21 protein-coding genes are annotated in these 26921 nt (G+C 75.4%); 10 read left to right on the top strand and 11 right to left on the bottom strand.

The window, feature by feature from the left end:
* Positions 1-519 precede the first annotated feature (519 nt).
* Positions 520-969 (top strand): PTS sugar transporter subunit IIA, encoded by a 450-nt coding sequence (locus tag ACQKM2_RS38040; RefSeq protein ID WP_007262898.1) that lies wholly within the window; start codon positions 520-522, stop codon positions 967-969.
* Positions 970-1046: 77 nt separating this feature from the next.
* Positions 1047-2717: a phosphoenolpyruvate--protein phosphotransferase gene (gene ptsP, locus ACQKM2_RS38035; RefSeq protein WP_427718079.1), complete on the top strand. Its 1671-nt coding sequence runs from the start codon at positions 1047-1049 to the stop codon at positions 2715-2717.
* Positions 2718-2806: 89 nt separating this feature from the next.
* On the opposite strand, the gene ACQKM2_RS38030 is transcribed toward ptsP, so the two are convergent.
* The gene (locus tag ACQKM2_RS38030) at positions 2807-3730 is read right to left on the bottom strand and encodes a hypothetical protein (RefSeq protein ID WP_427718077.1); all 924 of its coding nucleotides are present in this window, start codon (positions 3728-3730) and stop codon (positions 2807-2809) included.
* Positions 3731-3787: 57 nt separating this feature from the next.
* Positions 3788-5764 carry an acetoacetate--CoA ligase gene (locus ACQKM2_RS38025; protein ID WP_427718074.1) on the bottom strand — a complete coding sequence of 659 codons (1977 nt, stop codon included), beginning with the start codon at positions 5762-5764 and terminating at the stop codon, positions 3788-3790.
* A 211-nt stretch (positions 5765-5975) separates the two neighbouring features.
* Between ACQKM2_RS38025 and ACQKM2_RS38020 the strand changes: the two genes are divergently transcribed.
* Positions 5976-8393, top strand: a complete 2418-nt coding sequence (locus ACQKM2_RS38020; protein ID WP_427718072.1) for a glycoside hydrolase family 31 protein — start codon at positions 5976-5978, stop codon at positions 8391-8393.
* A gap of 98 nt (positions 8394-8491) precedes the next feature.
* A complete protein-coding gene (locus ACQKM2_RS38015; RefSeq protein WP_427718068.1) occupies positions 8492-9073 on the top strand; it encodes a hypothetical protein in 582 nt (193 codons plus the stop codon).
* Between the two features lie 288 nt (positions 9074-9361).
* Here the strand turns inward: ACQKM2_RS38015 and ACQKM2_RS38010 are convergent, their stop codons facing one another.
* A complete protein-coding gene (locus ACQKM2_RS38010) occupies positions 9362-9883 on the bottom strand; it encodes an NUDIX domain-containing protein (RefSeq protein ID WP_427718065.1) in 522 nt (173 codons plus the stop codon).
* Positions 9884-9978: 95 nt separating this feature from the next.
* Here ACQKM2_RS38010 and ACQKM2_RS38005 point away from each other — a divergent pair, with 95 nt between their 5' ends.
* Both ACQKM2_RS38005 and ACQKM2_RS38000 read left to right on the top strand, forming a co-directional pair.
* Positions 9979-10434, top strand: coding sequence for a Zn-ribbon domain-containing OB-fold protein (locus ACQKM2_RS38005; RefSeq protein ID WP_427718063.1), 456 nt, complete (start codon positions 9979-9981; stop codon positions 10432-10434).
* Positions 10431-11621, top strand: a complete 1191-nt coding sequence (locus ACQKM2_RS38000) for a lipid-transfer protein (protein ID WP_427718060.1) — start codon at positions 10431-10433, stop codon at positions 11619-11621. Before ACQKM2_RS38005 ends, ACQKM2_RS38000 begins: the two co-directional genes overlap by 4 nt.
* A 166-nt stretch (positions 11622-11787) precedes the next feature.
* Here ACQKM2_RS38000 and ACQKM2_RS37995 read toward each other — a convergent pair whose 3' ends face one another.
* The 4 genes from ACQKM2_RS37995 to ACQKM2_RS37980 are packed head-to-tail and all read right to left on the bottom strand — an operon-like array spanning position 11788 to position 16072.
* Positions 11788-12414, bottom strand: a complete 627-nt coding sequence (locus tag ACQKM2_RS37995) for a GTP-binding protein (RefSeq protein ID WP_427718057.1) — start codon at positions 12412-12414, stop codon at positions 11788-11790.
* The gene (locus ACQKM2_RS37990; RefSeq protein WP_427718055.1) at positions 12395-12826 is read right to left on the bottom strand and encodes a DUF742 domain-containing protein; all 432 of its coding nucleotides are present in this window, start codon (positions 12824-12826) and stop codon (positions 12395-12397) included. Before ACQKM2_RS37990 ends, ACQKM2_RS37995 begins: the two co-directional genes overlap by 20 nt.
* 10 nt (positions 12827-12836) lie before the next feature.
* A complete protein-coding gene (locus tag ACQKM2_RS37985; RefSeq protein WP_050779556.1) occupies positions 12837-13274 on the bottom strand; it encodes a roadblock/LC7 domain-containing protein in 438 nt (145 codons plus the stop codon).
* Positions 13271-16072: a nitrate- and nitrite sensing domain-containing protein gene (locus ACQKM2_RS37980; RefSeq protein ID WP_427718053.1), complete on the bottom strand. Its 2802-nt coding sequence runs from the start codon at positions 16070-16072 to the stop codon at positions 13271-13273. The genes ACQKM2_RS37985 and ACQKM2_RS37980 overlap by 4 nt, the downstream gene beginning before the upstream one ends.
* A gap of 340 nt (positions 16073-16412) precedes the next feature.
* Between ACQKM2_RS37980 and ACQKM2_RS37975 the strand changes: the two genes are divergently transcribed.
* Entirely contained in the window at positions 16413-16835 is a 423-nt protein-coding gene (locus ACQKM2_RS37975; RefSeq protein ID WP_427718050.1) for a hypothetical protein, read from the top strand.
* 68 nt (positions 16836-16903) lie between these two features.
* Here the strand turns inward: ACQKM2_RS37975 and ACQKM2_RS37970 are convergent, their stop codons facing one another.
* The 4 genes from ACQKM2_RS37970 to ACQKM2_RS37955 are packed head-to-tail and all read right to left on the bottom strand — an operon-like array spanning position 16904 to position 24317.
* Complete coding sequence (locus ACQKM2_RS37970; RefSeq protein WP_427718048.1) at positions 16904-21646, bottom strand: hypothetical protein; 4743 nt, start codon at positions 21644-21646, stop codon at positions 16904-16906.
* Between the two features lie 54 nt (positions 21647-21700).
* The gene (locus tag ACQKM2_RS37965) at positions 21701-22615 is read right to left on the bottom strand and encodes a hypothetical protein (protein WP_427718045.1); all 915 of its coding nucleotides are present in this window, start codon (positions 22613-22615) and stop codon (positions 21701-21703) included.
* On the bottom strand, positions 22612-22770 hold the full coding sequence (locus tag ACQKM2_RS37960) for a hypothetical protein (RefSeq protein WP_427718043.1): 159 nt from the start codon (positions 22768-22770) through the stop codon (positions 22612-22614). Before ACQKM2_RS37960 ends, ACQKM2_RS37965 begins: the two co-directional genes overlap by 4 nt.
* A complete protein-coding gene (locus ACQKM2_RS37955) occupies positions 22767-24317 on the bottom strand; it encodes a hypothetical protein (RefSeq protein ID WP_427718041.1) in 1551 nt (516 codons plus the stop codon). Before ACQKM2_RS37955 ends, ACQKM2_RS37960 begins: the two co-directional genes overlap by 4 nt.
* A 97-nt stretch (positions 24318-24414) precedes the next feature.
* On the opposite strand from ACQKM2_RS37955, the gene ACQKM2_RS37950 reads away from it, so the two are divergent.
* From ACQKM2_RS37950 to ACQKM2_RS37940, 3 genes are read left to right on the top strand one after another with little or no spacing between them, the layout of a single operon-like run.
* Positions 24415-25173, top strand: coding sequence for a LamB/YcsF family protein (locus tag ACQKM2_RS37950; protein WP_427718083.1), 759 nt, complete (start codon positions 24415-24417; stop codon positions 25171-25173).
* The gene (locus ACQKM2_RS37945; protein WP_427718038.1) at positions 25170-25790 is read left to right on the top strand and encodes a 5-oxoprolinase subunit B family protein; all 621 of its coding nucleotides are present in this window, start codon (positions 25170-25172) and stop codon (positions 25788-25790) included. The genes ACQKM2_RS37950 and ACQKM2_RS37945 overlap by 4 nt, the downstream gene beginning before the upstream one ends.
* A 5-nt stretch (positions 25791-25795) precedes the next feature.
* Positions 25796-26659: a biotin-dependent carboxyltransferase family protein gene (locus ACQKM2_RS37940; RefSeq protein ID WP_427718081.1), complete on the top strand. Its 864-nt coding sequence runs from the start codon at positions 25796-25798 to the stop codon at positions 26657-26659.
* The last annotated feature ends 262 nt before the right edge of the window (positions 26660-26921 follow it).

Genomic DNA, 26921 nt, shown 5'->3' with positions numbered 1-26921 from the left:
CTTTGTACTCACCCTCTCGGGCTTTCCTCCGGGCTTTCGTTCTTCGTTCTTGCGTTTCCGACTCTATCAGACTCTTTCGTGTCCGATTTCCTCGGTGCTTTCGAGGTTCTGCGCTTTCACGCTTTCCCTTTCCGGCGGTTCCGACTCTATCAGTGGTTTTCCTTCTCTCCGACCACCCTCCGTTTTGCCGTAAAGGCACGCGGAAAGCGATCAAGCGGAGATCTGGAGGATCACTGATTGAGGAGGAGTCCCGGCCACCGACTGTTCGCGAGATGTTCACGCGGCACGTCCTGGCGGGAGTCACGACAGTACAGCTCCCGTGGGAGACAGGCAAATCGATTCACGCGTATGGTCTAGTCCACCGGTCTAGTCCACTAGTCTCCGTGTCCAAGGGCCGTCCGGATCGGGACCAACATCGGGCGAACCCGTACAAGCAGTGCAATATCCTTCAGACGAGTACGCCGTTCGCAACAGGCAGTGACGGCGGCACGAAGAAGCCCCACCCCCTGGGAGGCCCCCATGACCAGCGTCACGTCCCCGCTCGCCGGGCAGGCCATCGGACTCGCGGCAGTGCCCGACCCGGTGTTCTCCGGCGCGATGGTGGGACCGGGCACCGCCATCGATCCCGTGCGCGAGCCCTCCGCGGCGGTGTCTCCCGTCGACGGTGTGGTCGTTTCCCTGCACCCGCACGCGTACGTGGTCGTCGACAGCGAGGGCCACGGCGTTCTGACCCACCTCGGCATCGACACCGTCCAGCTCAACGGCGAGGGTTTCGAGCTCCTCGTGAACAAGGGCGACACCGTGGTCCGCGGCCAGGAGGTCATCCGCTGGGACCCGGCGGCCGTCGAGGCTGCCGGCAAGTCCCCGATCTGCCCCGTCGTGGCGCTCGAGGCGACGAACGACTCCCTCTCCGGCGTCGTCGAGTCCGGTGACGTCAAGCCGGACGACGTCCTCTTCAGCTGGCAGTAGCCCTTCCGCCTGGTCCCAAAGGCGAGTCGGATATCCATCACGGCGGCTGGAGCCGCCGCTCAATCGGAGACGGTGTAATGGAGACAACGCTGCGAGGCGTCGGCGTGAGCCACGGTGTGGCGATCGGCGAGGTTCGGCACATGGGTACGGCCGTGCTCGAACCGCCCGCGAAGCAGATCGCCTCGGACGAGGCGGAGCGCGAGCAGGGGCGCGCCCGTCAGGCCGTGGAGGCTGTGTCGGCCGACCTGATCGCACGCGGCCAGCTGGCCGGCGGCGAGGCCCAGCACGTGCTCGAGGCCCAGGCGATGATCGCCACGGACCCCGAGCTGATGTCGGACGTCGACCGGCGGATCGTCGTCGGCAGCACGGCCGAGCGCGCCGTCTACGACGCCTTCGCTTCCTACCGCGACCTGCTCGCGGGGGCCGGCGAGTACATGGCCGGGCGGGTGGCCGACCTGGACGACGTCCGCAACCGGATCGTGGCGCGCCTGCTGGGCGTGCCGATGCCGGGCGTGCCGGACAGCGACGAGCCGTACGTGCTGATCGCCCGGGACCTGGCTCCCGCCGACACCGCGCTGCTGGACCCGGCGCTGGTGCTCGGGTTCGTGACCGAGGAGGGCGGGCCGACCAGCCACAGCGCCATCCTCGCGCGGGCGCTGGGTGTGCCGGCGATCGTGGCGCTGCCGGGGGCGGGCGAGATCGCCGAGGGCACGGTCATCGCCGTCGACGGCAGCACCGGCGACCTGTTCGTGGAGCCGACCGCGGAGAAGCGGGCCGAGCTGGAGGCCGCGGCCGCCGAGCGGAAGGCGGCGCTGGCCGCCTCCTCCGGTCCGGGTGCGACGTCCGACGGGCACAGGGTGCCGCTGCTGGCCAACGTCGGCGGGCCGGCGGACGTGCCGGCCGCGGTGGAGGCCGGGGCCGAGGGCGTGGGCCTGTTCCGTACCGAGTTCCTGTTCCTGGACGACAGCAAGAAGGCTCCGTCCGAGGAGAAGCAGATCGAGTCGTACCGCAAGGTCCTGGAGGCGTTCCCCGAGGGGCGCGTCGTCGTGCGGGTGCTGGACGCCGGCGCCGACAAGCCGCTCGACTTCCTGACCCCGGCGGACGAGCCGAACCCGGCGCTGGGCGTGCGCGGTCTGCGGACCCTGCTGGACCACCCGGAGGTGCTGCGGACGCAGCTGACCGCGCTGGCCAAGGCGGCCGAGGGCCTGCCGGTGTACCTGGAGGTCATGGCCCCGATGGTGGCCGACCGCCAGGACGCGAAGGCGTTCGCGGACGCGTGCCGCGAGGCCGGTCTGGTGGCGAAGTTCGGCGCGATGGTGGAGATCCCCTCCGCCGCGCTGCGGGCGCGCTCGATCCTGCAGGAGGTGGAGTTCCTGTCGCTGGGTACGAACGACCTCGCGCAGTACGCCTTCGCCGCCGACCGGCAGGTGGGTGCGGTGTCGCGGCTCCAGGATCCGTGGCAGCCCGCGCTGCTCGACCTGATCGCGATGTCGGCCGATGCCGCCAAGGCGGAGGGCAAGAGCTGCGGTGTCTGTGGTGAGGCCGCTTCGGATCCGCTGCTGGCCTGTGTGCTGACGGGTCTGGGGGTCACCTCCCTGTCGATGGGTGCGGCGTCGATCCCGTACGTGCGGGCGACGCTCGCCAAGTACACCCTCGCGCAGTGCGAGCGTGCGGCTGCCGCCGCGCGCGCCGCGGACAGCGCCGAGGAGGCGCGGGTGGCCGCGCAGGCGGTGCTGTCCGGCGAGTAGCGGGCGGTAGCGCGTTCGTCGGTTCCGAGGGGCCTTCGCCGGTGGCGGGGGCCCCTCGGGCGTTTCCGGTGCCGGTCCGGGCGCGGGGGCTACTCGTGGTGCGGGCCGGGGACGTCCACCTCGTAGCCGGGGCAGTACTCGACGCCCGGTTCCGGGGCCACGGGGTCGCCGGTGTCGGCGTCCGTGCAGTAGGCGTCGAACACGGCGGCGGCGGTGAGTGCGACGAGGCGGCCCCGGTCGAGCCGCCAGCCGTGGACCCGGTCGCGGAAGCCCTCGGTGGTGCTGCGCAGGACCAGTCCCCCTGAGCCGCCGAGGGCGAGTCCGGCGGCCAGGACGGTCACGAAGTCGAGGCCTTCGCGGCCTGTGACGCGGGGCCGGGCGCCGGGGCCGGCGGCTGCTTCGGCGTGCAGGACCGCGATGAGCTGCTGCTCCTCGGCGGGGACGCTGCACACCAGGTGGTGGTGGCCGGGTCCGGCGCCGGCGACGAGGCGTTCGAGCATGTCGGCGGCGCGCTCGAAGGAGGCCTTGCCGATGTCCTCGCCGCAGTCCGCGCAGGCGCCGACGCCGGCGAGGAGCCCGGTGGCGTACTCCCAGGTGGACCGGCGGACGGCTTCGTCGACGAGGAGCGGTACGAGTTCCTCGACGGGCTGGCCGGCGTAGGGCAGGGTCGGGCCGCCGGCGAGTTCGGCGGTGAAGCGGCTGCGGGTGTGGGCGCTGTCCGGGTCGAGGCCGTGTTCCTCGCAGTAGGCGGCGTAGTCCTCGGGGTCGAAGAGGGCGACGGTGGTGTGGATGCCCTGGGCCGCGAGGGAGCGCAGCAGGGCGTCGATCCGGCGGAGGTAGTCGGGGTATTCGTCGTGGTGGCCGAAGGCGAAGGTGCGGTAGTCGCGCATGGCCGCGAAGTCCCCGGGGTCGGTGATGAGGCCGACGGTGCTGGGGACCTCGCGGCGCAGCGAGGCGGTCGTGGATGCGGGTGCGGTCGTGGTGGTGCGTGGTGTGTCGGGCGTGGCGTTCATGGTTCCCCCTGAGCGTGCGATCACTTGCTCACTCACGGTAACCACCGCCACTGACAGTCACCCCCTGGTGCGGCCCAGCTCCTCGTAGAAGGCGAGCAGCTCCGGGTTGTCGACGGAGCCGGGGTTGACCGCCTTGGCCATCGGGGTGCCCTGGAGGAGGCGCTTGACCGGGACCTCGATGCGCTTGCCGGTCAGGGTGTGCGGGACGGCCGGGATCTCGATGACCTCGTCGGGGACGTGGCGCGGGGAGAGCTGCTCGCGGATGGTGGCGGCGATCTTCTTGCGCAGGGCCTCGTCGAGGACGGCGCCGGGGGCGAGGTGGACGAAGAGCGGCATCCAGTAGCCGCCGTTCGGTTCCTCCAGGCCGATGACCAGGGATTCCTTGATCTCGGGGAGGCGTTCGACGACCTCGTAGATGTCGGCGGAGCCCATCCGGACGCCCTGCCGGTTGAGGGTGGAGTCGGAGCGGCCGTGGATGACGACGGAGCCGTGGTCGGTGATCGTGATCCAGTCGCCGTGGCGCCAGACGCCGGGGAACATCTCGAAGTAGCTGTCGCGGTAGCGGCTGCCGTCGGGGTCGTTCCAGAAGTGGATCGGCATGGAGGGCATGGGGGCGGTGACGACGAGCTCGCCGACCTCGCCGGTGAGGGGCTTGCCGGCCGGGTCCCAGGACTGGAGGTCCGTGCCGAGGCAGGCGGCCTGGAGTTCGCCGATGTGGACGGGGAGGGTCGGGACGGCTCCGGCGAAGCAGCTGCAGACGTCGGTGCCGCCGCTGACGGACGCGATCCACAGGTCCTCGGCGACCTCCTCGTGGAGCCAGCGGAAGCCGTCGGGCGGCAGCGGGGAGCCGGTGGTGGCGACGCACTTGACGGCGGAGAGGTCGAAGTCACGGGAGGGGTGGACCTCGGCCTTCTTGCAGGCCATGACGTATGCGGCGGAGGTGCCGTAGAGGGTGGCGCGCGTGCGTTCGGCGATCCGCCACTGGGCGCCGGTGTCCGGGTAGCCGGGGCTGCCGTCGTAGAGGACGACGGTGGTGCCGGTGAGGAGGCCGGAGACGAGGAAGTTCCACATCATCCAGCCGGTGGACGTGTACCAGAAGAACCGGTCCTCGGGACCGAGGTCGCAGTGCAGGCCGAGCTGCTTGAGGTGTTCGAGGAGGATCCCGCCCTGGGACTGGACGATGGCCTTGGGCGCGCCGGTGGTGCCGGAGGAGTAGAGGATCCACAGCGGGTGGTCGAAGGGGACCGGCTCGAAGACCGGCTCCTGCGCGGCGGAGGTGAGGTCGGCCCAGGCGCGGGTGCCCTCGGGGGCCTCGGTGCCCAGGAGCGGGATGTGGACGACGGCGCGCAGGGAGGGGAGTCCCGCGCGCAGCTCGGCGACGGTCTCGCGGCGGTCGTGCTCCTTGCCGCCGTAGCGGTAGCCGTCGATGGTGAAGAGGACGACCGGTTCGACCTGTTCGAAGCGGTCGAGGACGCTGCGGGCGCCGAAGTCGGGGGCGCAGGAGGTCCAGACCCCGCCGACGGCGGCGGTGGCGAGGAAGGCGACGACCGCTTCGGGGATGTTGGGGAGGTAGCCGCTGACGCGGTCGCCGGGGCGGACGCCGAGGGCGCGCAGCTCGGCGGCGAGCGAGCCGACCTGGCGGCGGAGCTCGGCCCAGGTGAGCGGGGCGGGTTCGTGGGTCTCGTCGACGTGGAGCAGGGCGGGGTCCGCGGCGCGGGCGGGGTCCTCGGAGGCGCGCAGGGCGTGCTCGGCGTAGTTGAGGGTGGAGTCCGTGAACCAGCGGGCGCCCGGCATGGAGCGGTCGGCGAGGACCTCCTGGTAGGGGGTGGTGAAGCGGACCTCGAACCATTCGGCGACGGCCTGCCAGAAGGTGTCGAGCTCGTCGACGGACCAGCGCTGGAGGGCCGGGTAGCCGCCGTCGGCGGGGGCGCCGAAGCGTTCGGCCGCCCAGGCCTGGAAGCGGGTGACCTGGGCCCCGGCGATCCTGTCGGGGCTCGGGGACCAGAGGGGTTCCGGCTGGGTGGCAGAGGTCATGGGTCGGCTCCCGGTCAAGTCTGGCGCTCGCGCTTCGTGTGCGTACGGCTCCGTCGCGGCGTCGGTGTGCGCGCGGCGGCTCACAGGGACCATGCCACGTGATCGACATCCGCACCAGAGCTGTCCTGGGCCGGGCGGGTTGATCGTTTTCCGGGTGAACGGCAGCTGAACGCCGCCCGCGCGGCGGGGTGCCGGTGGCAGGGTGACCGGCATGGACGGTCGTGATCTGGTGCGTGCGGTGAAGGAGATCGGTACGGCGCGCGGGCGGCGGGCCTGGCGCTCGGCGTGGCGCCACCGGCGTGCGGACGCCGAGGGGCTGCCGCGCCGGGGCGCGGAGCGGGCGCGGGTGCCGGGGCTGCTGGCGGGGACGGAGGCCCGGCCGGGCGGTGGGTTGCTGCGGTTCGCGCGCAGTGAGCTGCTGGTACGGGTGACCGTGGGCGGTGCGGTGTTCTGGGGCTGGGACGGGGCGGAGCCGGTGCCCTCGTACGCGGTGGTGGGCGGTGGCCCCGCGCCGGATCCGCGGGCGGTGCTGGAGCCGGACACCGGGGGTGGCTGGCGGGTGGTGTCGGAGCGGGTGACAGTGGCGGTGTCCCGGCACGGGGCGGTGGAGGTGCGGACGCCGGGCGGGGCGGTGCTGCGCAGGGAGCTGCCGCCGCGCTGGTGGGACCCGGTCGGGGACGGGGGCGGCGGGGCGGCTCCCGTGGCGGGCGGGGGCGGTTCGCGGTGGCTCCAGCGGTCGGAGGTGCCGGCGGACGCGCGGTTCTTCGGGCTGGGCGGGCGGGCGCGGGGGCCGCGGCTGCGGGACGGGGAGTACCGGCTGTGGAACACCGATCCCAAGGGCGGCTTCGGGCCGGACACGGACCCGTTGTACATCACGATGCCGGTGCAGGTGGTGGTGGCGGACGCGGGGACGCACCTGGCCTTCTACGACAACCCCTGGGAGGGGCGGGTCGTGCTGCGCGAGGGCGAGGAGGGGGCTGGTTCGGGGGTGGACCGGCCGGGGGCGAGCGAGCTGCGGCTGGAGGGCGGGCCGCCGAGGTGCTGGGTGCTGGTGGGGACGCCGGCGCGGGTGATGCAGGGGTGGTCGGGGCTGACGGGGGCGGCGGCGGTGCCGCCGGAGTGGGCACTGGGGTACCAGCACGCGCGGTGGGGCTTCGGGAGCGAGGCCGAGGTGCGGCGGGTGGTGGCCGGGTACGAGGAGCGGGGTCTGGCGCTGTCGGCCGTGCACCTGGACATCGACCACTACGACGGGCACCGGGTGTTCACCGTGGACCGGGAGGCGTTCCCCGATCTGCCGGGGCTGGCCCGGGAGGTGGGGGCGCGCGGGGTGCGGCTGGTGTCGATCGTGGATCCGGCGGTGAAGGCGGGGGACGCGGTGCACGCGTCGGGCCGGGCGGTGGGGGCGCGGGGGGCGTTCGTACGGGACGCGCGGGGGCGTGAGGTGCGCGGGGAGGTCTGGCCGGGCGAGTGCGCGTACCCGGACTTCACGGATCCGGCGGCGCGGGAGTGGTGGGGCGGGCTGTACGAGGAGCGGCTGGCGCAGGGCTTCGCGGGGTTCTGGCACGACATGAACGAGCCGGTTTCCTTCGCGCCGTGGGGTGATGCGACGCTCCCGCGGTCGGCACGGCACGCCCTGGAGGGGGCGGGCGGGGACCACCGGGCCGGGCACAACGTGTACGGGCTGATGATGGCGCGGGCCGGCTGGGAGGGCCTCGTCCGGCTGCGGCCGGCCGAGCGGCCGTTCCTGTTCTCCCGGTCGGGGTGGGCGGGGATGCAGCGGTACGGGGGCACGTGGTCGGGTGACGTGGAGAGCAGCTGGGAGGGGCTGCGGGCGTCGCTGGCGCTGGTGTTGGGGCTGGGGCTGTGCGGGGTGCCGTACTCGGGTCCGGACGTGGGGGGTTTCGGGGGGTCGCCGTCGGCGGAGCTGTACCTGCGGTGGTTCCAGCTGGGTGCGTACCTGCCGTTGTTCCGGACGCATTCGGCGATCTGGGCGGGGCGGCGGGAGCCGTGGGAGTTCGGGCCGCAGGTGGCGGAGCTGGCGGGTGCGGTGCTGGCCGAACGGGAGCGGCTGCGGCCGTACTTCGTGACGCTGGGGCATCTGGCGCGCCGTACGGGGGCCCCGTACGTGCGGCCGGTGTGGTGGGGGGCGCCGGAGGACCGGCGGCTGCGGGACTGCGAGGACGCGTTCCTGCTGGGGGACGCGCTGCTGGTGGCCCCGGTGCTGGAGTGCGGGGCGGACCGGCGTGCGGTGCGGCTGCCGCGGGGGCGCTGGTACGACACGGCGACGGGCGTGGCGTACGAGGGGCCCGGGCAGGTGCTGTTCGAGGCGCCGCCGGGGCGGATGCCGGTGCTGGCGCGGGCCGGGGCGGTGCTGCCGGTGCGGCGGGGGGACGGTTCGGTGGGCCTGGAGGCGTGGGCCCCCGCGCGGGGGCGGACCGGTGGCGGGGTGGTGATCCGTGATCCGGGGCCGGGCTTCGAGGCGGTCGAGGTGGAGCGGTACACGGTGCGGTGGGCCGGGGACGCGGTGGTGGTCGAGGACGAGGCGGGGGGTGTGGTGAGCGGGGTGGAGGTGCGGGGCCTGGGGGGTGTGCCGGCCGGTGCCGAGGAGGTGTCCCGGCAACCCCTGTAGGGGTTGAGGTAGGGGTGTAGGTCCGGTGTAGGGAGGAGGAGGATGCTGCGGGCGGCGGCGGGTGTGCCGTCGGTGGTCGGTTGAGCAGGGAGTCTGTGATGGTCTTAACGAGCCCGGCGCGGGCCTACGCGCCGGACCGGTCGGCACTGGGCCGGCGGGCGCTGGCCGCGGCCCGGCGGTGGGACCGGGTGCCGGGTTCCGAGGTGGTGGGGGCGTGGCAGCCGGTCACGGTGTGGGCCCTGCTGCTGGTGACCGGGGTGGTTCCGGCCGGGGATCCCGGGGAGTTGGGCCTGCTGGCGGTCTCGCTGGCCGCGGCGGGTTTCCTGCACGGGCTGCTGCTGGTCAAGCCGCTCGCGGCGCTGGGCCGCTGGACCGCCCGGGTGAGCGCGTGGCCGCGGCCGGTGGCGGTGGCGGTGCTGGCCGCCCCGGTGTCGGTGCCGGCGGCCGTGGTGGTGCGGTGGTGGCTGGGGGTGCAGGGCGCTCCGGTGCCGGGCTTCGGCGCGGTGTGGGCCGGGTGCGTGGCGGGCACGGTGCTGCCGCTGGTGGTCGGGGCGCTGCTGCGGGGGCGGGCCCGGCCGGTGCCGGCGGGGGCGCTGTGGGCGCGGGGCGCGGTGGTCGCCGGGGCGGCGGTGGGGGTGGTGGGGCTGGCGTCGCTGGTGATGGCCCTGCCCGTGCCCTAGCCGGGCGTTTCGGGGGGCCGGTGCCCTGCCGGGCCTGGCACGGGTGGGCCGGTGCCCTGCCGGGCCTGGCACGGGTGGGCCGGTGCCCTGCCGGGCCTCGCGCGGGTGGGCCGCTGCGCGGTGCTGCCCCTCCCCGCCCTTCGCCCGTTCCCCGGGGCTCCGCCCCGGACCCCGGTTTCCGGCGGCTCCGCCGCCCCCGGCACCGCGCTGCCCGCGGCCGTACGGCGGCCCCCGGGCGCCCCGCGCCCGTGCGGTGGCTCTCCCGGAGGGTGGTGGTCTGCGCGGGCGTTACTCGTCCGTCGGGGCGTAGCGGCCCGCGAACCAGGCGGCCGCCGCGCGGGTGTGGAGGGGGAAGGCGAGTTCCGCCGGGGCGTGGAGGAGGTGCCAGCCCGATGTCTCGTCCGTGGCGGCCGAGCGCGGGAGGGCCGAGGCGGGGCGGGGCGGGAGGAGGCCGAAGACGAGGAGGTGGCCTCCCGGGGAGCTGAGGACGTCGGCCAGGGCGACGTCGGAGGCGGGGGCTTCGATGCCGGTCTCCTCGCGGAGTTCGCGGACCACGGCCGTGCGCCAGTCCTCGCCGAAGTCCATGAATCCGCCGGGCAGTGCGACGCCTCCCAGGGCCGGTTCGATGGTGCGGGTGATGACCACCAGGCCGGTGCCGGCCGCGTCCTCCACGGGGAGCAGGGCGACGGCCACCGGGAGCGGGTTGCGGTAGGTGACGGCGCCGCAGGCGGCGCAGGCGCGGGGCCATCCGTCCGTGTCGTACGGAGTTCCGCAGGTGGAGCAGTGCGAGTCCCTCAGCTGTGCCGGCATGCGGCGATGGTACCGGCCCCTGTCGCGGCGGGGCGGCCCGTGGCAGACTTCTGACGCTTCGTCAGATCTGTCGGATCGCTTGTCCGGGAGGGGTCTTGGAACGCACACGCACGCCCGTGGTGAACGGGTGGTTCACCGGTACGGAGGCCGGGGACGGCTTCCGCCTGCTCGGCACCCGGTGTTCCGCCTGCGCCTCGGTGTTCTTCCCGCGCGAGGACGCGTACTGCCGCAACCCGCACTGCCCCGGCGGCGGCGAGCTCGCCGAGGTGCCGCTCTCGCCGCGCGGCCGGGTCTGGTCCTACACCGACGGGCGGTACCGGCCGCCCGCCCCCTACGTGTCCGATCCGGACGCGCCCTGGGAGCCGTACACCCTGGTGGCGGTGGAGCTGGAGGCCGAGCGGATGGTCGTGCTGGGGCAGGCCGCGCCCGGGGTGACGCCGGCCGGCCTGGCGGTCGGCATGGAGGTGGAGGTGGTGGAAGGGGTGCTCGGCGGGGACGCCGGGGCCGCCCGGACCACCTGGTGGTTCCGGCCGGTGGAGGGGGCTCGGTGAGCGGGGACGTGGCCGTGCTGGGGGCCGGCATGCATCCGTGGGGCAAGTGGGGGCGCAGCTTCGTCGAGTACGGGCGGGCCGCCGCCCGGGCCGCGCTCGCCGACGCCGGGCTGGAGTGGACCGACGTGCAGTCCGTGGTCGGCGCCGACACCGTGCGCGGCGGCTACCCGGGCTACGTCGCCGGGGCCACCTTCGCGCGGGCGCTGGGCTGGCAGGGCGCCCGGGTCACCAGCGTGTACGCGGCCTGCGCCTCGGGGGCCCAGGCCATCGGGGCGGCCCGGGCGCAGATCCTCGCCGGGCTGGCGGACGTGGTGCTGGTGGTCGGCGCCGACGCCGCGCCGAAGGGGTTCTTCGCCCCGGCGGGGGGCGAGCGGCCGGACGACCCCGACTGGCTGCGGTTCCGGATCCTGGGCGCGACGAACCCCGCGTACTTCGGGCTGTACGCGCGGCGCCGGATGGCCCTGCACGGGGACACCGCCGAGGACTTCGCGCTGGTCAAGGTGAAGAACTCGGCTGCCGGGGCGCACAACCCGTACGCCCGCTACCGCAAGGCGGTCTCGGCCGAGGAGGTGGCGGCCTCGGCGGTGGTGGCCGACCCGCTGCGGCTGCTGGACATCTGCGCGACCTCCGACGGGGGCGCGGCGCTGGTGCTGAGCAGCATGGACTTCGCGCGGGCGCGCGGGGTCGCGGACCCGGTGCGGATCCGGGCGGTGTCGACGGTGACGCCCACGTATCCGCGTACGGTGCTGGACCTGCCGGACATCGCGACCGACTCGGCGGCCGCCGTGGAGCCCGCGGCCGGTTCCTTCCGGGCCTCGATCGCCCGGGCGGCGTACGAGGAGGCGGGGCTGGGGCCGGAGGACCTCTCGCTGGCCGAGGTGTACGACCTGTCCACCGCGCTGGAGTTGGAGTGGTACGAGGACATCGGGCTGTGCGGCGAGGGCGAGGGGGCCAAGCTGGTGCGGGAGGGCGCGACGGCGCTCGGCGGGCGGGTGCCGGTCAACGCGAGCGGCGGGCTCGCCTCGTTCGGGGAGGCGGTCCCGGCTCAGGCCATCGCCCAGGTGTGCGAGCTGACCTGGCAGCTGCGGGGTACGGCGGGGGCGCGCCAGGTGCCGGGGGCGCGGGCCGGGATCACCGCCAACCAGGGGCTGTTCGGGCACGGGTCGGCGGTGGTGGCGGTGCGGTGAGCGCCGCGGACAAGTACTGCCGTCAGGGTGCTTGACGGCCCCGGGCGGCGGGTTCACACTCGCTCCACGGTCCCGCGGCGAAGGGGCCCCCGCGACCCCCCATGAGAGCTGCGGCCCGTACCCCAGTCGGCGGGGGTACGGGCCGCCTCCACGTGGAGACCGGCGCCTAGGACGAGGCGCTGAGGCTCGCGCGGCGGGCCCGGGCGAGCGACATGGCGTGCTCGACGACCCCCACCAGGACGTCCTTGACGGACTCCCGGTCGCGGGCGTCGCAGAGCAGCACCGGCACCTCGGGGTCGAGGTCGAGCGCGTCGCGCACGGTCACGACCGGGTGGCGGTCCGCCCCGTCGAAGCAGTTGACCGCGACGAGGAAGGGGATGCCGCGCCGTTCGAAGTAGTCGACGGCGGCGAAGCAGTCGGCGAGCCTGCGGGTGTCGGCCAGCACGACGGCGCCGAGGGCGCCCTGTGCCAGCTCGTCCCACAGGAACCAGAAGCGGTCCTGTCCGGGGGTGCCGAAGAGGTAGAGCACCAGGTCCTCGCGGAGGGTGATGCGGCCGAAGTCCATGGCCACGGTCGTGGTGCTCTTGCCCTCCACTCCCCCGGTGTCGTCGATGCCGGCGCCCGGTTCGGAGAGCCGTTCCTCGGTCCGCAGCGGACGTATCTCGCTGATCGCGCTGACCAGGGTGGTCTTGCCCACCCCGAAGCCGCCCGCGACCAGGATCTTCAGGGTCAGCGGCTCGACCGGCGAGACGGCGTGCATCGCACCGGTGCGGCTAGAGCGCCCGAAGGCCATCGATCACCTCACGGAGAATGGATTCATCGGGCAGTTCGGCCGGCGGGACCGGCCTGGTCACGTGGACCAGCTCCTCGTCGACGAGGTCGCCGATGAGGACCCGGACGACGCCGACGGCGAGGTCGAGGTCCGCGGCGAGTTCCGCGACCGACTGGGGGCGTTCCCGGCACAGCCCGAGGATGTGGGCGTGTTCCGGGGAGAGGGTCAGGTCCCAGACCGGATCGTCGGCCGCCGCCTCCGCGACGACGAGCGCGATCAGGTCGAGACGGTGCTGGGCGGCGTGGCTGGTCCGGCCGCGGGTCATGGCGTACGGGCGTACGACGGGACCCGCGTCGGCGTCGAACCAGTGGGGGTGGCCGGTCTCGGGCGTCGGACGGTCGGTCGGGGGGTGGTCCTGGCCTGGATCGCTCATGCCGTCCGTCTCACCCTCCGGCTGGCTGCCCGGAGCGCGGGGCGGTCGCCAGGTGGTCGCCTACGCGCTTGACCATGAGCGTCATCTCGTACGCGACCTGGCCGACGTCGGAGTCGGAGTCGGAGAGCACGGCCAGGCAGCTGCCGTCGCCCGCGGCCATGACGAAGAGGAAGGCCTCGTCGAGTTCGACCACGGTCTGGCGGACCCGCCCGGAGTCGAAGTGCCGGCCGACGCCCTTGGCCAGGCTGTGGAAGCCGGAGGCCACGGCGGCCAGGTGTTCGCTGTCCTCGCGGGTGAGGTCCTTCGAGCTGCCCGTGGGCAGGCCGTCGCCGGAGAGGACGACCGCCTTGCGGATGCTGCCGACCTTGTCGACGAGTTCGTCGAGGAGCCAGTTGAGCGGGCCGGAGCCGCGGCCCCTGGTGTCGTTTCCGGTCTGCGGTGCGGTCATCGACCGTCCCCTTCGTTCTCGTGCGCGGGACCGGCGCCGGAGCGGCCGGCCTCGGTCTCGGACTGCTGCTGTGCGTGCTGGTCGCGGCCCGCCGTCCAGCCTCGCTGGAGGGCGGACATGCGCGTGCGTACGTCCTCCGCGTCCCGGTCGGTCACCGGGTCCTGCGGGGGCTCCGCCGCGGCGGGGGCCGGGGCGTTCTTGAGCTGGGGTGCGAGGTTGGCCTGGCGCACCCGGCGGGGCAGGCCGCCCGGACCGGGCGCGGGCGCGGGCTCCTGGGAGCCCGGGCGCGGCGCGGGGGCCGCCTTCACGGCGGCCGGGCGGGGCTCCACCCGGCGGCCGTGCTCGGCGACCAGGGTGGGCGTGGGGCGCCGCCGGGGCAGCGGTACGGGTCCGGCGGAGCGGGCGCCGTCGGGGTGCGCGGGCTCGGTGCGGGGGCGTTCCGAGCGGACCGGGCCGGTGGGGGCCAGGGGCTCCCGCCCGCGGTCGCGGTCGCGCTTCCAGGGGCCGCCGCGCTCCGGGTGGCCCGTGCCGTGCGGGTGGCCGCCGAGGGGCCGGTCCGCGGAGCCGGTGCCGGTGCCGAGGAGGGCGCTGCGCGGGATGCCGCCGGGCGGGGTCTCGTCGTCGAGGGTGGCCATGGGCGGGCGGCCGCCGACGCCGGTGAGGCCGGCGATGCCGGTGGCGATCTCGTCGAGTCCGGCGGGGTCGTCGAGACCGTCCAGTCCGAGGAGGCCTACGGGGCCCTCCAGTTCGACCGGGCCGTTGAGCACGCCGGCGGGCAGGGGGCGGGCCGAGGGGGCCCGGTCGATGGCGGTGGGGCCGGGCCGCGCGGAGCTCTTGGCGGAGCCGGTCCTGACTCCCCGGACGCCCTTGACGGCGTCGAGGCGGATGCCGGTGCCGTTGGTGTCGGGGGCCTCGGTGAGGAGGTCGGCGGGGAGGAAGACCACCGCGGTGGTGCCGCCGTAGGGGCTGGGCTGGAGGACGACCTTGACGTTGTGCCGGCGGGCGAGGCGGCTGACCACGAAGAGGCCGAGGCGGTCGGTGTCGGAGAGCTCGAACTCGGGGGTCTCGGCGAGCCGGAGGTTGGCGTCGAGCAGCGCCTCCGGGTTCATGCCGAGGCCGCGGTCGTGGATCTCCAGGGTGAAGCCGTTGGCCACGCGTTCGCCGTGGACCTGGACGGCGGTGTGCGGGGGCGAGAACACCGTGGCGTTCTCCAGGAGTTCGGCGACGAGGTGGGTGACGTCGGCGACGGCCGGGCCCTCGATGCCGATGCGGGGCAGGCGCCGCACCTCGATGCGCTCGTAGTCCTCGACCTCGGCGACGGCGGCCCGTACGACGTCCATCAGCTGGACGGGCTTGCGCCACTGGCGGGAGGGCGCGGCGCCGGAGAGGATCACCAGGCCTTCGGCGTGGCGGCGCATGCGGGTGGTCATGTGGTCGAGGCGGAACAGGTCGGCGAGCTCCTCGGTGTCCTCGGTGCGCCGTTCCATGGTGTCGAGCAGGGTCAGCTGGCGGTGCAGCAGCACCTGGTTGCGGCGGGCCAGGTTCACGAACACCTCGGAGACGCCGCGGCGGAGCTCGGCCTGCTTGACGGCGGCCTCGACGGCGGCGCGCTGGAGGCTGTTGAGGGCGAGGCCGACCTGGCCGACCTCGTCCTTCTCGAACTCCAGGCGGGGGGCCTCGGTCTCGACGTCGACGGTCTCGCCGGCGGCGAGGCGGCGCATCACGCTGGGGAGCCGGACGCCGGAGGCCTCATGGGCCTCCTTGCGGAGCCGGGACAGGTCGCGGATGAGGTCGCGTCCGATGCGGACGGACATCACGACGGAGATGACGAGGGCGATGAAGCCGAGGACGCCGGCCACGGCGGCCTGGACGAGGACGCCGACGGCGACGGGCTCCACGCGCTTCTGGTAGCGGTCGCCGGCCGCGGTGCCCATGGTGGCGAGGTCGCCGAGGACCTTGCCCGCGGCCTCGCTCCACTGGGCGGCGGTGACGCGCGGGTTCTTGCCGGCGCCGCCGGTGATGAACCGTTCCTCCGCGTCGCGCAGCGCCTTGGACTGCGGGCCGTTCCAGTACTGCTCGAAGAGCTTGCGGTCGTCGGGCGGCAGGATCGCGAGGTTGAACTCGTACAGCAGGCCGCGGTTGGCGGCGAAGTCGGAGACGCGGCGCAGGTCGCCGGCGGGGACGTTGCCGGCGGCGAGGGCGGAGGCGATGACCGCGTCCTCGCGGGAGAGGGTCTCGCGGGCGCGGGTGATGCCGACGAGGGCGCGGCCCTGCTTGTCCATCTCGACGTTCTCCAGGGCGTGGAGGTTCATCAGGAACTCGTAGCAGGGGTCGACCAGCCGGCTGTAGAGCTCCAGCGCCTGGCCGGGGGTGACGCCGCCCTGGTCGACCGAGCGGCGCAGGGCGTTGATGCCGTGGAGGGCCTCGATGATCGACCGGAGGCGCTGGTGGGCCTGCGGGCTGAGTTCGTCGGAGACCTCGGGGTCGAGGGCGTTCGCGGTGATGGAGCGGACCATCGTGTCGGTCGCGGTGCGGCTCTTGGTGAGTTCGGCGGTGGCTGCCACCTCGCGGGGGTCGCCGAGGACGACCAGGGTCTGGCGCCGTTCCTTCTGGACGACGCGGACGACGTCCTCCATCGGGTAGCCGACCTTCTTGATGACGTACGCGACGTCGAGCAGCTGCACTGCCTCACGGCCGGTGATGACCGTGGAGAAGCCCCAGAGGGCGGTCAGGGAGACGAGCGGCACCAGGAGCAACGCCACGATCTTCCGGCGGATGGACTTCCCGCGAAAGCGCATGGCCTCCCCAGCCTCCCCCAGCTCAACCCCGTTGTCGGAGGTCGGTGTTCCGTCATTTAAACGGCGTGAGCCTACTACTGCCACGGAGCGGCTTCGCAGGCGTGTCCGGACGTTTTCGGCCTGACCCCCGTACGAAGATCACCAGTTGTCCGATGTTTCCGGTCAAGTCCGGCCCGATATGTGGCAGATGACACTCGGTGGGGCGTCGGTTCCATTGTCCGGATGGATGGCTGGAATTCTGCCTTCCGGGTCCGCTATACGGAACTTCGAGGGGGGTTCCGATCGTCTGACAGACAGGGCGGGGAGTGCGCGGGGAGAAGCGGCGGGGAGTGGGCGGACGATGAGGATGTACGAAGAGGACGGTACGGCGGCCGAGGCTCCGGGGCGGGGCCTGTGGGTGGAGGAGCCGGCCCGGCGGCGCCGGATGCCGGACCCGGTGCGGTCGTCGGCGGTGCGGGCGGTGCTGATCGTGGCCGTGACGCTGACGCAGGCCACGATCACGTTCTTCCTCGCGCTGACCGGGTCCTGGCTGGCCTTCCCGATGGTGCTGATCGGGATAGCGGCGATCATCGTCGCCACCTGGTCGGTGCTGGACGTGTGGATCACCCGGCAGATGTGGAACCAGCGCCACGGCGTCCTGTCGGAGCCGAGCAGCGCCGCCCGCGAGCCCCGGCGCGGCCGCGCACCGGCCCGGGAGGGCCGCCTGGCGGCCGCTCCCCTGGCCGGGGGCATACCGGTCCACCAGCGCTCCGGACGCCGCTGAGCGGCCCGGAGCGGCCGCGGGCCGGGCCACCGCCCGGGAGCGGCCGCCCGGCCGCGGCCGGGGGCGCGTCAGGCCTGCGCGGCGGGCGCTCGGCGGAACATCCGGGTCGCGGTGATCTCGCCGTGGATGGTCTCGCCCTCCGGGGACTGCTGGGGCAGGCCGGGGCGCAGGTGTTCCTCGACGCTGATGTACTTCAGGCCCGCGCGCAGGTCGGCGTCGTTGCGCAGCCGGATGACCAGCGGGAACTCGGCGAGGGCCGTGGTGTCGAAGAGGCCCGTGGTGTAGAGCAGCTGGACGCCGAGGGCGTCCGAGACGGCCCGCTGGAGCTCCAGCAGGTACGTGGCGTTCGCGCGCCCGATCGGGTTGTCGAGGAAGAGCGTGCCCGCGTGCCGGTGCTTGTCGCGGCCTCGGTCGTTGCTGCGCAGCGCGGCCATCGTGCAGTAGAGGGCGATGGCGGCGGTGAGCAGCTGGCCGCCGGAGAACACGTCGCCCATCTGGCCGACGGGGACCCGCTCGGCGCGCAGCACGGCGTCGGGCTTGAGGATCTCGACGGCGATGCCCTTGGGCTCCAGGGCCGCCTGGACGCCGCGCAGGAGCAGGGACATGCCGTCGCGGCGGCCCTCGCCGAAGGCGGCGTTCTTCTTCACGGCCGTGCGGGTGGCCTCGTCGATGACCTCGCCGAGCCGTTCGGTGAGGGTGGCCTGGTCGGGCTCCTCGAAGCGGATCCGCAGGAACTCCTGGCCCGACCACTCGCCGAGGCCCTCGGGCAGCTGGGAGAGGCGCTGGGCGGAGCGGAGCGTGGCCAGGGCGGACTCCACCAGGCCGCGCAGCCGGTCGACGATGCTGTCGCGGTTGCGCTCCAGCTGCGCGAGCTCGTCGGTGAGCACGCGCAGCCGCGGGGCGAACGCGGCGGCCCAGGCGGCGGCGTGCTCGGGCAGGGCGGAGGCGGGCAGTTCCCGGATCTGCTGGCGCGCGGGGGTGCGCACCTGCTCGTAGCGGTTGGCGTTGGCGTGCCGGACCAGGACGTCGCTCGCCTCGCGCACCGCGGACTCGGCGGCGGAGAGGTCGGCGGCGCAGCCGCGCAGGGAGCGGCGGGCCTCGGCGGCGGACTGCCGGGCCTCCTCCAGGGTTCCGGGGTGGGCCACCGGCTCCTGCTCGTCCTCCGGGTGGGTGTGGTCGCGCAGCAGGTCCCGCAGCAGGGCGGCGGTCTCGTCGAAGCCGCCGGCGCCGTCCTCGGCGGCGCGGTGGGCGCGCAGCAGGTCGGCGTGGGCGGCCCGGGCGGCCTCCACGGCGGCGGAGTGCGCGGCGAGCTGGGCGGTGGCGGTGCGCAGCAGGCCCTGGGCCTGCTCCACATCGGCCGGGACCAGTTCCTCGGACAGCTCGGTGTGCGCCTCGCCCTCGGCGGGGGCGTGCCGTTCGGCTTCGCCGCGCAGCCGGCCGAGCTGCTCGCTCGCGGTGGAGGCGCGGGACTCCAGCATCTGGACGAGGGCCTCGGCGCGCGCCGCAGCGGCCTGCCGGGAGGGGCCGTCGGCGCCGTCGGTGCCTTCGAGGAGCTGGGCGGCGCGGGTGCGGACCTTGTTGGTGAGCCGGTCGAGCTCGGCGAGGGCGGCGCTCTCGTCGCCCTCGGCGCGGGCCTGTTCGGCGCGCAGGTCGGCGCCGACGCCGACCTTCTCGTAGACCTGGGAGGCTGTGCGGTACGCCTCGCGCAGGTCGGGCAGCGGGGCCTTGGGGCTGCCGTCGTCCTCGGGCAGCGGGTCGGGGGCCCCGGCGATCTCGGCGCGTTCGGCGCGCAGGGCGCGGGCGGTGCGGCGGGCGTCGTCGGCGGCCCGCTGGGCGGCCCGGCGGTCCTCGTCGGCGGCGCGGGCGCGGTCCAGGCAGACCTCGGCGCGGGCCTCGGACTCGGCCGCCTCGTCGGCGAGTTCGCGGACCTTGGCCTGCCAGCCGGAGCGTTCGCGCAGGCGGTGGGCGAGGCCGGCGAGGGCGTCGGCGGCGCGGCGGGCGCGCTGGGCGGCGTCCTGGCGCTCGTCGCGGACGCGGGCGGCGTCGGCGGCGGCCTCGTCGGCCTCGGCGCGTACGGTACGGGCCTCCGCGAGTTCGGCGTCGGCCTCCTCGGCGAAGGACCGGGCGGCGGCGGCCTGCTGCGCGAGTTCGGCGAGGCGGCCGGGCGGGCAGCCGGTGCGCCAGGAGGACAGCCGGGCGGCGAGTTCGCGGTCGCCGGCGAGGCGGGCCGCCAGCTCGCGGATCTCGGTGTCGCGGGCGGAGGCGCGGGCACGCAGGGCGTGGCGTTCCTCGTCGGCGGCGTGCTCGTCGTGCATGGCGGGGTTCGGCGGGACGAGGAACACCGCGTCGGTGCCGTCGGCCGGCGGGACCGGCGCCAGCAGGGCGGCGGCCGTGCCGACGGCGACGGTGGAGCGGGGCAGCAGTGCGGCGGCGGAGAGGACCTCGCGGGCCCGGCTGTGGGTGTCGGGGTCGGTGATGACGACGCCGTCGACGAGCTCGGGGCGGGCGGCGAGGACGGCCGCGTGGTCGGCGGGGTCCACGGACTGGGCCAGGTAGCGCCAGCCGGGCAGGGCCGGGATGCCGTGCTCGCCGAGGTACTCGACGGTGGCGAGGACGTCGGGGCCGGGCGGGAGCAGGCCGCCGTCGCCGAGCGCGCCGAGGATGCGGGCGTCGTCGGCGGCGGCGGTGCGCAGCTCGAACAGGTGGCGTTCGGCCGAGCCGACGGTGTCGGCCAGGATCCGGACCAGCTCGTCGGAGCCCCGGTCGAGGTCGTCGACGCTCAGGCCGCCGGGGGCGGGTGCGGTGACGGCGCCCGCTGCCGCGGCCGGGCCCTGGACGCCGGAGAGGCCGGCGCCCGCCGGGACGGCGGCGCGGGCGGAGCCCGGCCCGGACGGCGCGCCGGGCTCCGACGCGGCGGAACCGGGGTGCGCCCCGCCGCGCGGGCGCGGGAGGAAGGTGTCGGGGGCCTGCGGGAGGCCCAGCAGCTCGGCGAGGCGCGGCGCGGCGGCCAGGGCCTCGGCGGCGCGGTGCTCCGCGGCGTGGGCGGCCTCGGCGGCGTCGGCGGCGTCGGCCGCGCGGGCGGCGGTGAGTTCGGCGCGGGATTCCGCGGAGGCGGCCGCGCGGGCGGCGTCGGCGGCGGTGCGGGCGGCTTCGCGGGACTCGTCCCAGGCGGCCACGGCGGCCTTCTCGGCGTCGCTGGCCGCGAGCGCGGCACGGGCCGGGTCGGCGTCGGGGGCGGTGTCGTCGAGCCAGCCGGCGCGGACTGCGTCGGCGGTCTCCTGCTCGACCTCGGCGAGGCGGGCGCGCAGGTGCTCGGCCTCGCTGCGGGCCCGCTGGGCGGCGGTGGCGGCGGCGGTGGCGTCGCGGTGCGCGGTCTCGCCGAGCGACTGGAGCTCGGCGGAACGCTCCTCCTCCTCGTTGGCGGCGCGTTCGCCCTGCTCGGCGGCGGTGTGCAGGGCGCGTACCAGCTGGGCGGCGGCGGTGGCGCGGGCGGCCAGCGCGGGGGCTGCGTCCCGTTCGGCCTCCAGGATCGCGGCGGCGACGCGGGCGGAGCGGTCGGCGGCGGCGCGGTGGCGCAGCACGGTCTCGGCGGCCTGCCAGGCGGAGTGCAGGGTGCGGGCTTCGAGGAGCTCGCGGCGCTGGGCGGCGGCGGCCTTGTCGGCGACGGTCAGGGCCAGGGAGGCGTGCCGGTAGGCGAGTTCGGCGGAGACGGCGGCGCTGCGGGCGCGCTGCGACTCGGCGGCGGTGACCTCGTGGGCGGCACCGGTGACCCGCTGGGCGAGGTCGGCGGCTCGGCCGCGTTCCTCGGAGGCGCGGGCGGACAGCCGCCGGGCGAGGGTGCGGGTGCGGCGCTCGGCGCCGGCGTGGACGTCGCGGAGCCGGGAGCGGGTCTCGGCGGCCTCCACGATGCGGTTCAGGAGGTCCACCGAGCCGGCGGTGAAGTCGCGTTCGGCCATCAGCTCGGCGCGGCGGCCGAGCTTGTTGCCGAAGCCGTGGACCAGGTCGGCGAGGCCGTCGGTGTCGCGGGTGTCGGTGACGGCGCGCAGCAGGAGGTCGGTGAAGTCGGAGTCCTTCTTGACCGCGAAGAGGCCGGCGGCCTCGCCCTCGTCGGCGTTCATCTCGCGCTGGTAGCGGAAGAGTTCGGGGTCGAGGCCGAGCTCGGTGAGGTGCTCGTTCCAGCGGTCGTGGATCTCCTCCCAGTACACCTCCAGGTGCGGGTAGGCCTTGCCGGCCTCGGTGATCGCGTCGCGGAAGCCCTTCATGGTGCGGCGGCGGCCCTGGGCGCCGGAGGCGCCCTCGGCGGCCGGGCGGACGGAGGTGGCCTCGGCGACGGGGAGGTTGTCCAGGCTCAGGCCCGGGCCGGGCCGGAAGGAGTACCAGGCCTCGGCGAACTTGCGGGGGTCGTTGGAGACCTGGCGGCCGCGCCACTCGCTGACCTTGCCGACGACGACGCACTCGCCGGTCAGGGTGTGCTGCCATTCCAGGGCGACGTGGCCGCAGTCGTCGGCGAGGAGGAACTTGCGCAGTACGCCGGAGCTGGCGCCGCCCAGGGTGTTGCGGTGACCGGGGAGCATCACCGAGAAGATCAGCTTGAGCAGGACGGACTTGCCGCCGCCGTTCTCCAGGAAGAGCACGCCGGCGGGCGCGGGGCGGCGCGGCGGTCCGGTGGGCTCGTCCTCGAAGAACTCCGCCTGGGTGGGCGCCGGGTGGGGCACCGGCTCGCCGACTCCGCGCAGGTCGAGCACGGTGTCGGCGTAGCGTGCGCCGGCGGGCCCGATGGAGTAGAGGCGGATCCGGGACAGCTCGTACATGGCGGCGGACTCTCGTTGCTTCTCGGTGTGTCTCGGTACGGGGGCGCTGGGGGGTCAGGCGTGGAACGGCAGGCCGGCGTCGGCGGCGAGTTCCAGGTCGTCGCCCTCGGGCGGCGGCAGGAGGGTGGCGGAGCCGTCGCTGACGGGGACCACGCCGAGTTCCAGGAGTTCGGCCATGGCCGCCGTGCCCGCCATGTCGCGGACCTGGAGCTGGTAGCGGGGGGTGGTCCGGTAGGTGCCGCCGGAGTCGTCGCCGGTGCGCTGGAGGAAGCCGGACTCGGTGAGGAAGGCGGCGGCCTTGCCGACGATGCCGGTGGTGGAGCCGGCCAGGCGGCGGGCGTCCTTGGTGGCGCCGGTCGCGCTGCGGCGGGCGTAGACCCGCCAGGCGGCCTCCAGGCCGGGGGCGTCGGAGGCCGGGTCGGTGTTCTCGCCGAGCTCCTCGGCGCGCTCCTCCAGGCGGCGGCAGGTCTGGCGGACGAAGGCGTCGACCCCGTTGACGGTGATCCGGCCGATGTAGCCGTCGTCGGCGAGGTCCTCGGGGCGGGGGAAGGCGAGGGCGGCGACGGCGAGGTGGGCGAGGCCGTGCAGGAAGCGGTCGCCGCCGTCGGCGGAGGTGCGGCGGGCGTAGTCGCCCATGCGGACGGCGAAGACGGAGTCCTCGCCGGCGGCGACGGCCATCCCGGCGCGCGGGGACACCTCCAGGACGACGAGGCCGAGGCCGGTGGCGACGGCGTCGGCGAGCCGCCCGAAGGCGGGTTCCTCGCGGTAGCGGCGCAGCAGCTCGGCGTACTCGGCGTCGCGGGCGGGGAGCAGCTTGGGCTGGAGCCCGAACCCGACGAGCCGGGCCGCGTCGGCGGCGTCGGCCGGGGTGAGGGACCCTCCGGGGGCGGCGGCCGGTGCGGGCGCGGCCGGGACCGACGGGCCGTCGGGCTCGCTCCACGCGGCGTGCTCGGCGTGGTGGTCGCTCACGGGCGGGTCTCCTCGGTGGTGCGGGTGTTCCGGGTGCGGGTGTTGCAGGGGCGGGTGCCGCCGGGGCGGGCGGCGCCGGGGCGGGTACTCCGGAGGCGGGTGCCGCCGGGGCGCGCGGCGCCGGAGCGGGTGGCCGCCCGGAGGGGCGGGGTCATGCCGACTCCGCCCGGTCGGCCGCCATGCCCGCGGCGTCCAGGAGGGCCGTGCCGACGATCAGGTCGGCGCCGCCGAACTCCGGGTCGTCGAGCCGCGTGCCGTCGTCCACCGCGAACAGCAGCCGCTCCTCGCCCTGGCGGTACGCCGTGCCCACCGCCGGGCTCGCCGCGTGGACGGCGAGCAGGGCGACCAGGTACGGGAGGTCGGGGTCGTCGCGGCGGGCCTCGGCGAGGAGGCCGGAGAGCCGGCGCGGGGCGTCGTGCGGCAGGTCCAGGAGCTGGGTCGCGGCGGCGAGCTGCTCCTCGCTGAAGCGGCTGTCGTCCGGGGTGGCGATGAGGTCCGGTTCGGGCATCTCGGCGCCGAGGTGCTCCCGTTCCACGGGCGGGGTGAGGAGTATGTCCACCAGGTCGGCGACCCGTACCGAGACGGGGGTGCGCAGGCCGGTGCCGGCGGCGAAGAAGGCGTCGGTGACCCGGGTGGCCCGCTCCAGCGGGAGCGGCATCAGGGGGGCGACGAGCTGGCCGTACAGGTCGATCCCGGAGCGCGGGGCGGGCGCGGCGAAGGCCTGGCGGTCCTGCTCGGCGCGGAAGAGCGGGCCGGCGTCCAGCAGCCGCGACTGGAGCTGGGTGTGCCGGCGGATGCAGTCCTTGACGATGTCGACGAGTTCGGCGGCGCGCCGCTTGTTCTCGGGGTCCTCGGCCTCGTCGCGGGCCTTGCGGATGTTGGTGAGGATCGCGTTCTCGTGCCGGTAGCGGTCGGCGACGTGGTCGAGGGCCTCGGCGATCATGTCCGGGACGGCCTGGAGCCAGTCGACCGCGCGGACGTTGCGCCGGGTCGCGTCGAGGGTGCGGCGCAGGGTCTCCGCGTACTGGACGGTGCGGTAGCGGGCCTGCTCGGCGGCGAGCTGGGCGTCGGCCAGCCGGCCCCGGCTGATCAGCACCTCCAGCTTGACCTCGGCGGCGATCTGGGCGCTGGTGACGTCCGTGTCGAGGGCGCCGACCAGGACGTTGACCGCCTCGTCGGTGGTGCGCAGGTAGACCGCGCCGCCGTGGCCGGGGACCTCCTCGATCAGCTTGAAGTCGTAGTCCCGGCGGACGTAGACCCCGTCGGGGCCGAACGTGCCGTAGACCGCGCGGAAGCCGCGGTCCACGCTGCCGACGTTGATCAGGTTCTCCAGGACCCAGCGGGCGACCCGCTCGTGTTCGGCGGCCGGCCGGCCGGGGGCCTGGGCGGCGACGCGCGGCAGCATCCGGGCCACTATCTGCTCGTGGTCGGCGCCGGTGTCGAAGTCCATGTTGAGCGTGACGAGGTCGATCGCGGACAGCGCGACCTCCGCCATCGCGTAGACCCCGTACTCGCCGGCCAGATTGGCCTTGCGTACGTCGAGGTCGTGCAGCGGGGCGGTGCAGGCCAGGGCGCGGAGCCGCCGGGCGAGGCCCTCGTCGGCGGCCGGGCCCGGCGCCGGGGACGGAAGGGCTTTCGCCGGGGCTGGGAGAGTCACGTCGGAAAGAGTAGGCGGTGTCACGGACAACAACCCAAACGGCATGGTTTCCGCCGGACCGTCCCCCGTCGGCGGCCGAGGAGGCGGTGGGGGGACGGTGGGGCTGTTCTACGCTCACCGCATGGCTTCCATGATCACACCTCTGATCGACCTGAACGCCGACCTGGGCGAGGGCTTCGGGCGCTGGACGCTGACCGACGACGCGGCGCTGCTGTCGGTGGTCACGAGCGCCAACGTGGCCTGCGGCTTCCACGCGGGCGATCCGTCGATCATGCGCCGGGTCTGCGAGCTGGCCGCCGAGCGGGGCGTGCGGATCGGCGCGCAGGTCTCGTACCGGGACCTGGCGGGCTTCGGGCGGCGGTCGATGGACGTGCCGTCGGGGGAGCTGGCGGCGGAGGTGGCGTACCAGATCGGGGCGCTGGAGGTGTTCGCGCGGGCGGCCGGGTCCCGGGTGTCGTACGTGAAGCCTCATGGTGCGCTGTACAACCGCACGGTGCACGACGCCGGCCAGGCGGCCGCGGTGGTCGCCGGGGTCCGGCTCGCCGCCGGGGAGGCGGGGCTGCCGGTGCTGGGGCTGCCCGGGTCGCTGCTGCTGGCGGCGGCCGCCGGGGCGGGGCTGGAGGCGGTGCCGGAGGCCTTCGCCGACCGGGCGTACACCCCTTCGGGGACGCTGGTGCCGCGCGGGGAGCCGGGGGCGGTGCTGCACGATCCGGACGCGGTGGTCGGGCGGGCCGTGCGGATGGCCGCCGAGCGGACGGTGAGGGCCTGCGACGGGTCCCCGGTGGCCGTGCCCGCGCGCTCGCTGTGCCTGCACGGGGACACCCCCGGGGCGGCGGGGCTGGCCCGGCGGGTGCGGGAGGCGCTGGAGGGGGCCGGGGTGCGGGTGGAGGCCTTCGCGTGAGGACGCTGGTGGTGGGGCGGGACGCGCTGCTGGTCGAGGTGGACACCGCCGGGGAGGTCGCCGCGCTCCACGCCGAGCTGCTGCGCCGCCGGGACGCGGGCGAGCTGGGCGGCGTGCGGGAGGTCGTGCCGGCGGCGCGGACGGTGCTGCTGGACGGGGTCCGGGAGCCTGGCGCGCTGGCGGCGCGGATCGCGGGCTGGGAGGTGCCGCCGCTCGCCGGGGCCGAGGGGCCGCTGGTCACCGTCCCGGTGCGGTACGACGGGCCGGACCTGGCTGAGGCCGCGGCCGCGTGGGGCGTCGCGGAGCGGGAGGTCGCGGAGCTGGTCGGGGGGATCGTCTTCAGGGTGGCCTTCTGCGGGTTCGCGCCCGGCTTCGGCTACCTGACGGGGCTGCCGGAGCGGCTGTGGCTGCCCCGGCGGGCCACGCCCCGCACGGCGGTCCCGGCCGGGTCGCTGGCGCTGGCCGGCGAGTACGCGGGGGTGTACCCGCGCTCCTCCCCCGGCGGCTGGCAGCTGATCGGCTCCACGGACGCGGTGCTGTGGGACCCCGCGCGGGAGCCGGCGGCGCTGTTCGCGCCCGGGGTGCGGGTGCGGTTCGAGGAGGCGGGGGCGGCGTGAGCGGGCTGCTGGTGCTGCGGGCGGGGGCGCTGACCACCGTCCAGGACGCGGGGCGGCCCGGGTACGCGCACCTGGGCGTGCCCCGCTCGGGGGCGCTGGACACGGGGGCGTACGCGCTGGCCAACCGGCTCGTCGGCAACCCGGCGGGCGCCGCCGCGCTGGAGACCACCCTGGACGGGGTGCGGGTGCGCGCGCTGGCGCCGGTGACGGTGGCCGTGACGGGCGCTCCCTGTGCCGTACGCGTCTGCGGGCGCCCGGTGGCCTGGGGTGCGCCGGTGTGGCTGCGGGCGGGGGCGGAGCTGGACGTGGGCCGGGCGGAGTCGGGGCTGCGGAACTACGTCGCCGTGCGGGGAGGTCTGGCTGCGCCGGCGGTGCTGGGGAGCCGCGCGACGGACCTGCTGTCGGGGCTCGGCCCGCCGGTGCCGGTGGCGGGGTCGGTGCTGGAGGTGGGCCGGGCGGGCCCGGACCCGGTGCCGGCCGCCGACGCGGTGGCCCCTGCGGGGATGCCGGCGGCGGAGCTGGTGCTGCCGTTGCGGCTCGGGCCGCGGGCGGACTGGTTCACGGGGGCTTCGCTGGCGGCGCTGCTGTCGTCGGCGTACCGGGTGTCGCCGGCGTCGAACCGGATCGGCCTGCGCACGGAAGGGGGGCCGGCACTGGGCCGCGCGCGGGGCGGGGAGCTGCCGAGTGAGGGGATGGTGCTGGGGGCGGTGCAGGTGCCGCCGGACGGGATGCCGGTGGTGTTCCTGGCCGACCATCCGGTGACGGGCGGCTACCCGGTCGTCGGCGTCGTCCCGGCGGGACCCGCCCTGGACGCCGCCGCCCAGGCCCGCCCGGGCCTCGGGCTCCGCTTCGTGCCTGCCCGTTCTTGACGCGCCGCGCTCCTCTTTGACGCGCCGCTCGCGCGGCTCGGCCCCAGGGGGCCTCCCCGGCTTCGCGCCGCTGCGCCGGCCTCCGGCCGGCGGGGCCTGGGCGGGGCCGGTTCGGGTGGCCGGGGCCGGTGGGTCGTCTGCGGGTGCGTGGGCCGCTGCGCGGGGCTGGTCCCCTACCCGCCCTTCCACCGTTCCCAGGGGCTCCGCCCCTGACCCCGATACCGGACGCTCCGCGCCCGGTGCGCTCAAACGCCGCGCGGGC

Origin of the sequence: Streptomyces sp. NPDC004126, from assembly GCF_050275515.1 — a bacterium.
Lineage (GTDB): Bacteria > Actinomycetota > Actinomycetes > Streptomycetales > Streptomycetaceae > Streptomyces.
Note: the sequence above shows the minus strand (reverse complement) of the source record. Positions and strands in the feature narration are given on the sequence as shown.

What these genes read in the sequence shown, in the direction of transcription:
- ACQKM2_RS38040 (WP_007262898.1), top strand. Translation starts at nt 520, where the DNA reads ATGACCAGCGTCACGTCCCCGCTCGCCGGGCAGGCCATCGGACTCGCG.
- ptsP (WP_427718079.1), top strand. Translation starts at nt 1,047, where the DNA reads ATGGAGACAACGCTGCGAGGCGTCGGCGTGAGCCACGGTGTGGCGATC.
- ACQKM2_RS38030 (WP_427718077.1), bottom strand. Translation starts at nt 3,730, where the DNA reads ATGAACGCCACGCCCGACACACCACGCACCACCACGACCGCACCCGCA.
- ACQKM2_RS38025 (WP_427718074.1), bottom strand. Translation starts at nt 5,764, where the DNA reads ATGACCTCTGCCACCCAGCCGGAACCCCTCTGGTCCCCGAGCCCCGAC.
- ACQKM2_RS38020 (WP_427718072.1), top strand. Translation starts at nt 5,976, where the DNA reads ATGGACGGTCGTGATCTGGTGCGTGCGGTGAAGGAGATCGGTACGGCG.
- ACQKM2_RS38015 (WP_427718068.1), top strand. Translation starts at nt 8,492, where the DNA reads ATGGTCTTAACGAGCCCGGCGCGGGCCTACGCGCCGGACCGGTCGGCA.
- ACQKM2_RS38010 (WP_427718065.1), bottom strand. Translation starts at nt 9,883, where the DNA reads ATGCCGGCACAGCTGAGGGACTCGCACTGCTCCACCTGCGGAACTCCG.
- ACQKM2_RS37995 (WP_427718057.1), bottom strand. Translation starts at nt 12,414, where the DNA reads ATGGCCTTCGGGCGCTCTAGCCGCACCGGTGCGATGCACGCCGTCTCG.
- ACQKM2_RS37990 (WP_427718055.1), bottom strand. Translation starts at nt 12,826, where the DNA reads ATGAGCGATCCAGGCCAGGACCACCCCCCGACCGACCGTCCGACGCCC.
- ACQKM2_RS37985 (WP_050779556.1), bottom strand. Translation starts at nt 13,274, where the DNA reads ATGACCGCACCGCAGACCGGAAACGACACCAGGGGCCGCGGCTCCGGC.
- ACQKM2_RS37980 (WP_427718053.1), bottom strand. Translation starts at nt 16,072, where the DNA reads ATGCGCTTTCGCGGGAAGTCCATCCGCCGGAAGATCGTGGCGTTGCTC.
- ACQKM2_RS37975 (WP_427718050.1), top strand. Translation starts at nt 16,413, where the DNA reads ATGAGGATGTACGAAGAGGACGGTACGGCGGCCGAGGCTCCGGGGCGG.
- ACQKM2_RS37970 (WP_427718048.1), bottom strand. Translation starts at nt 21,646, where the DNA reads ATGTACGAGCTGTCCCGGATCCGCCTCTACTCCATCGGGCCCGCCGGC.
- ACQKM2_RS37960 (WP_427718043.1), bottom strand. Translation starts at nt 22,770, where the DNA reads ATGACCCCGCCCCTCCGGGCGGCCACCCGCTCCGGCGCCGCGCGCCCC.
- ACQKM2_RS37955 (WP_427718041.1), bottom strand. Translation starts at nt 24,317, where the DNA reads ATGCCGTTTGGGTTGTTGTCCGTGACACCGCCTACTCTTTCCGACGTG.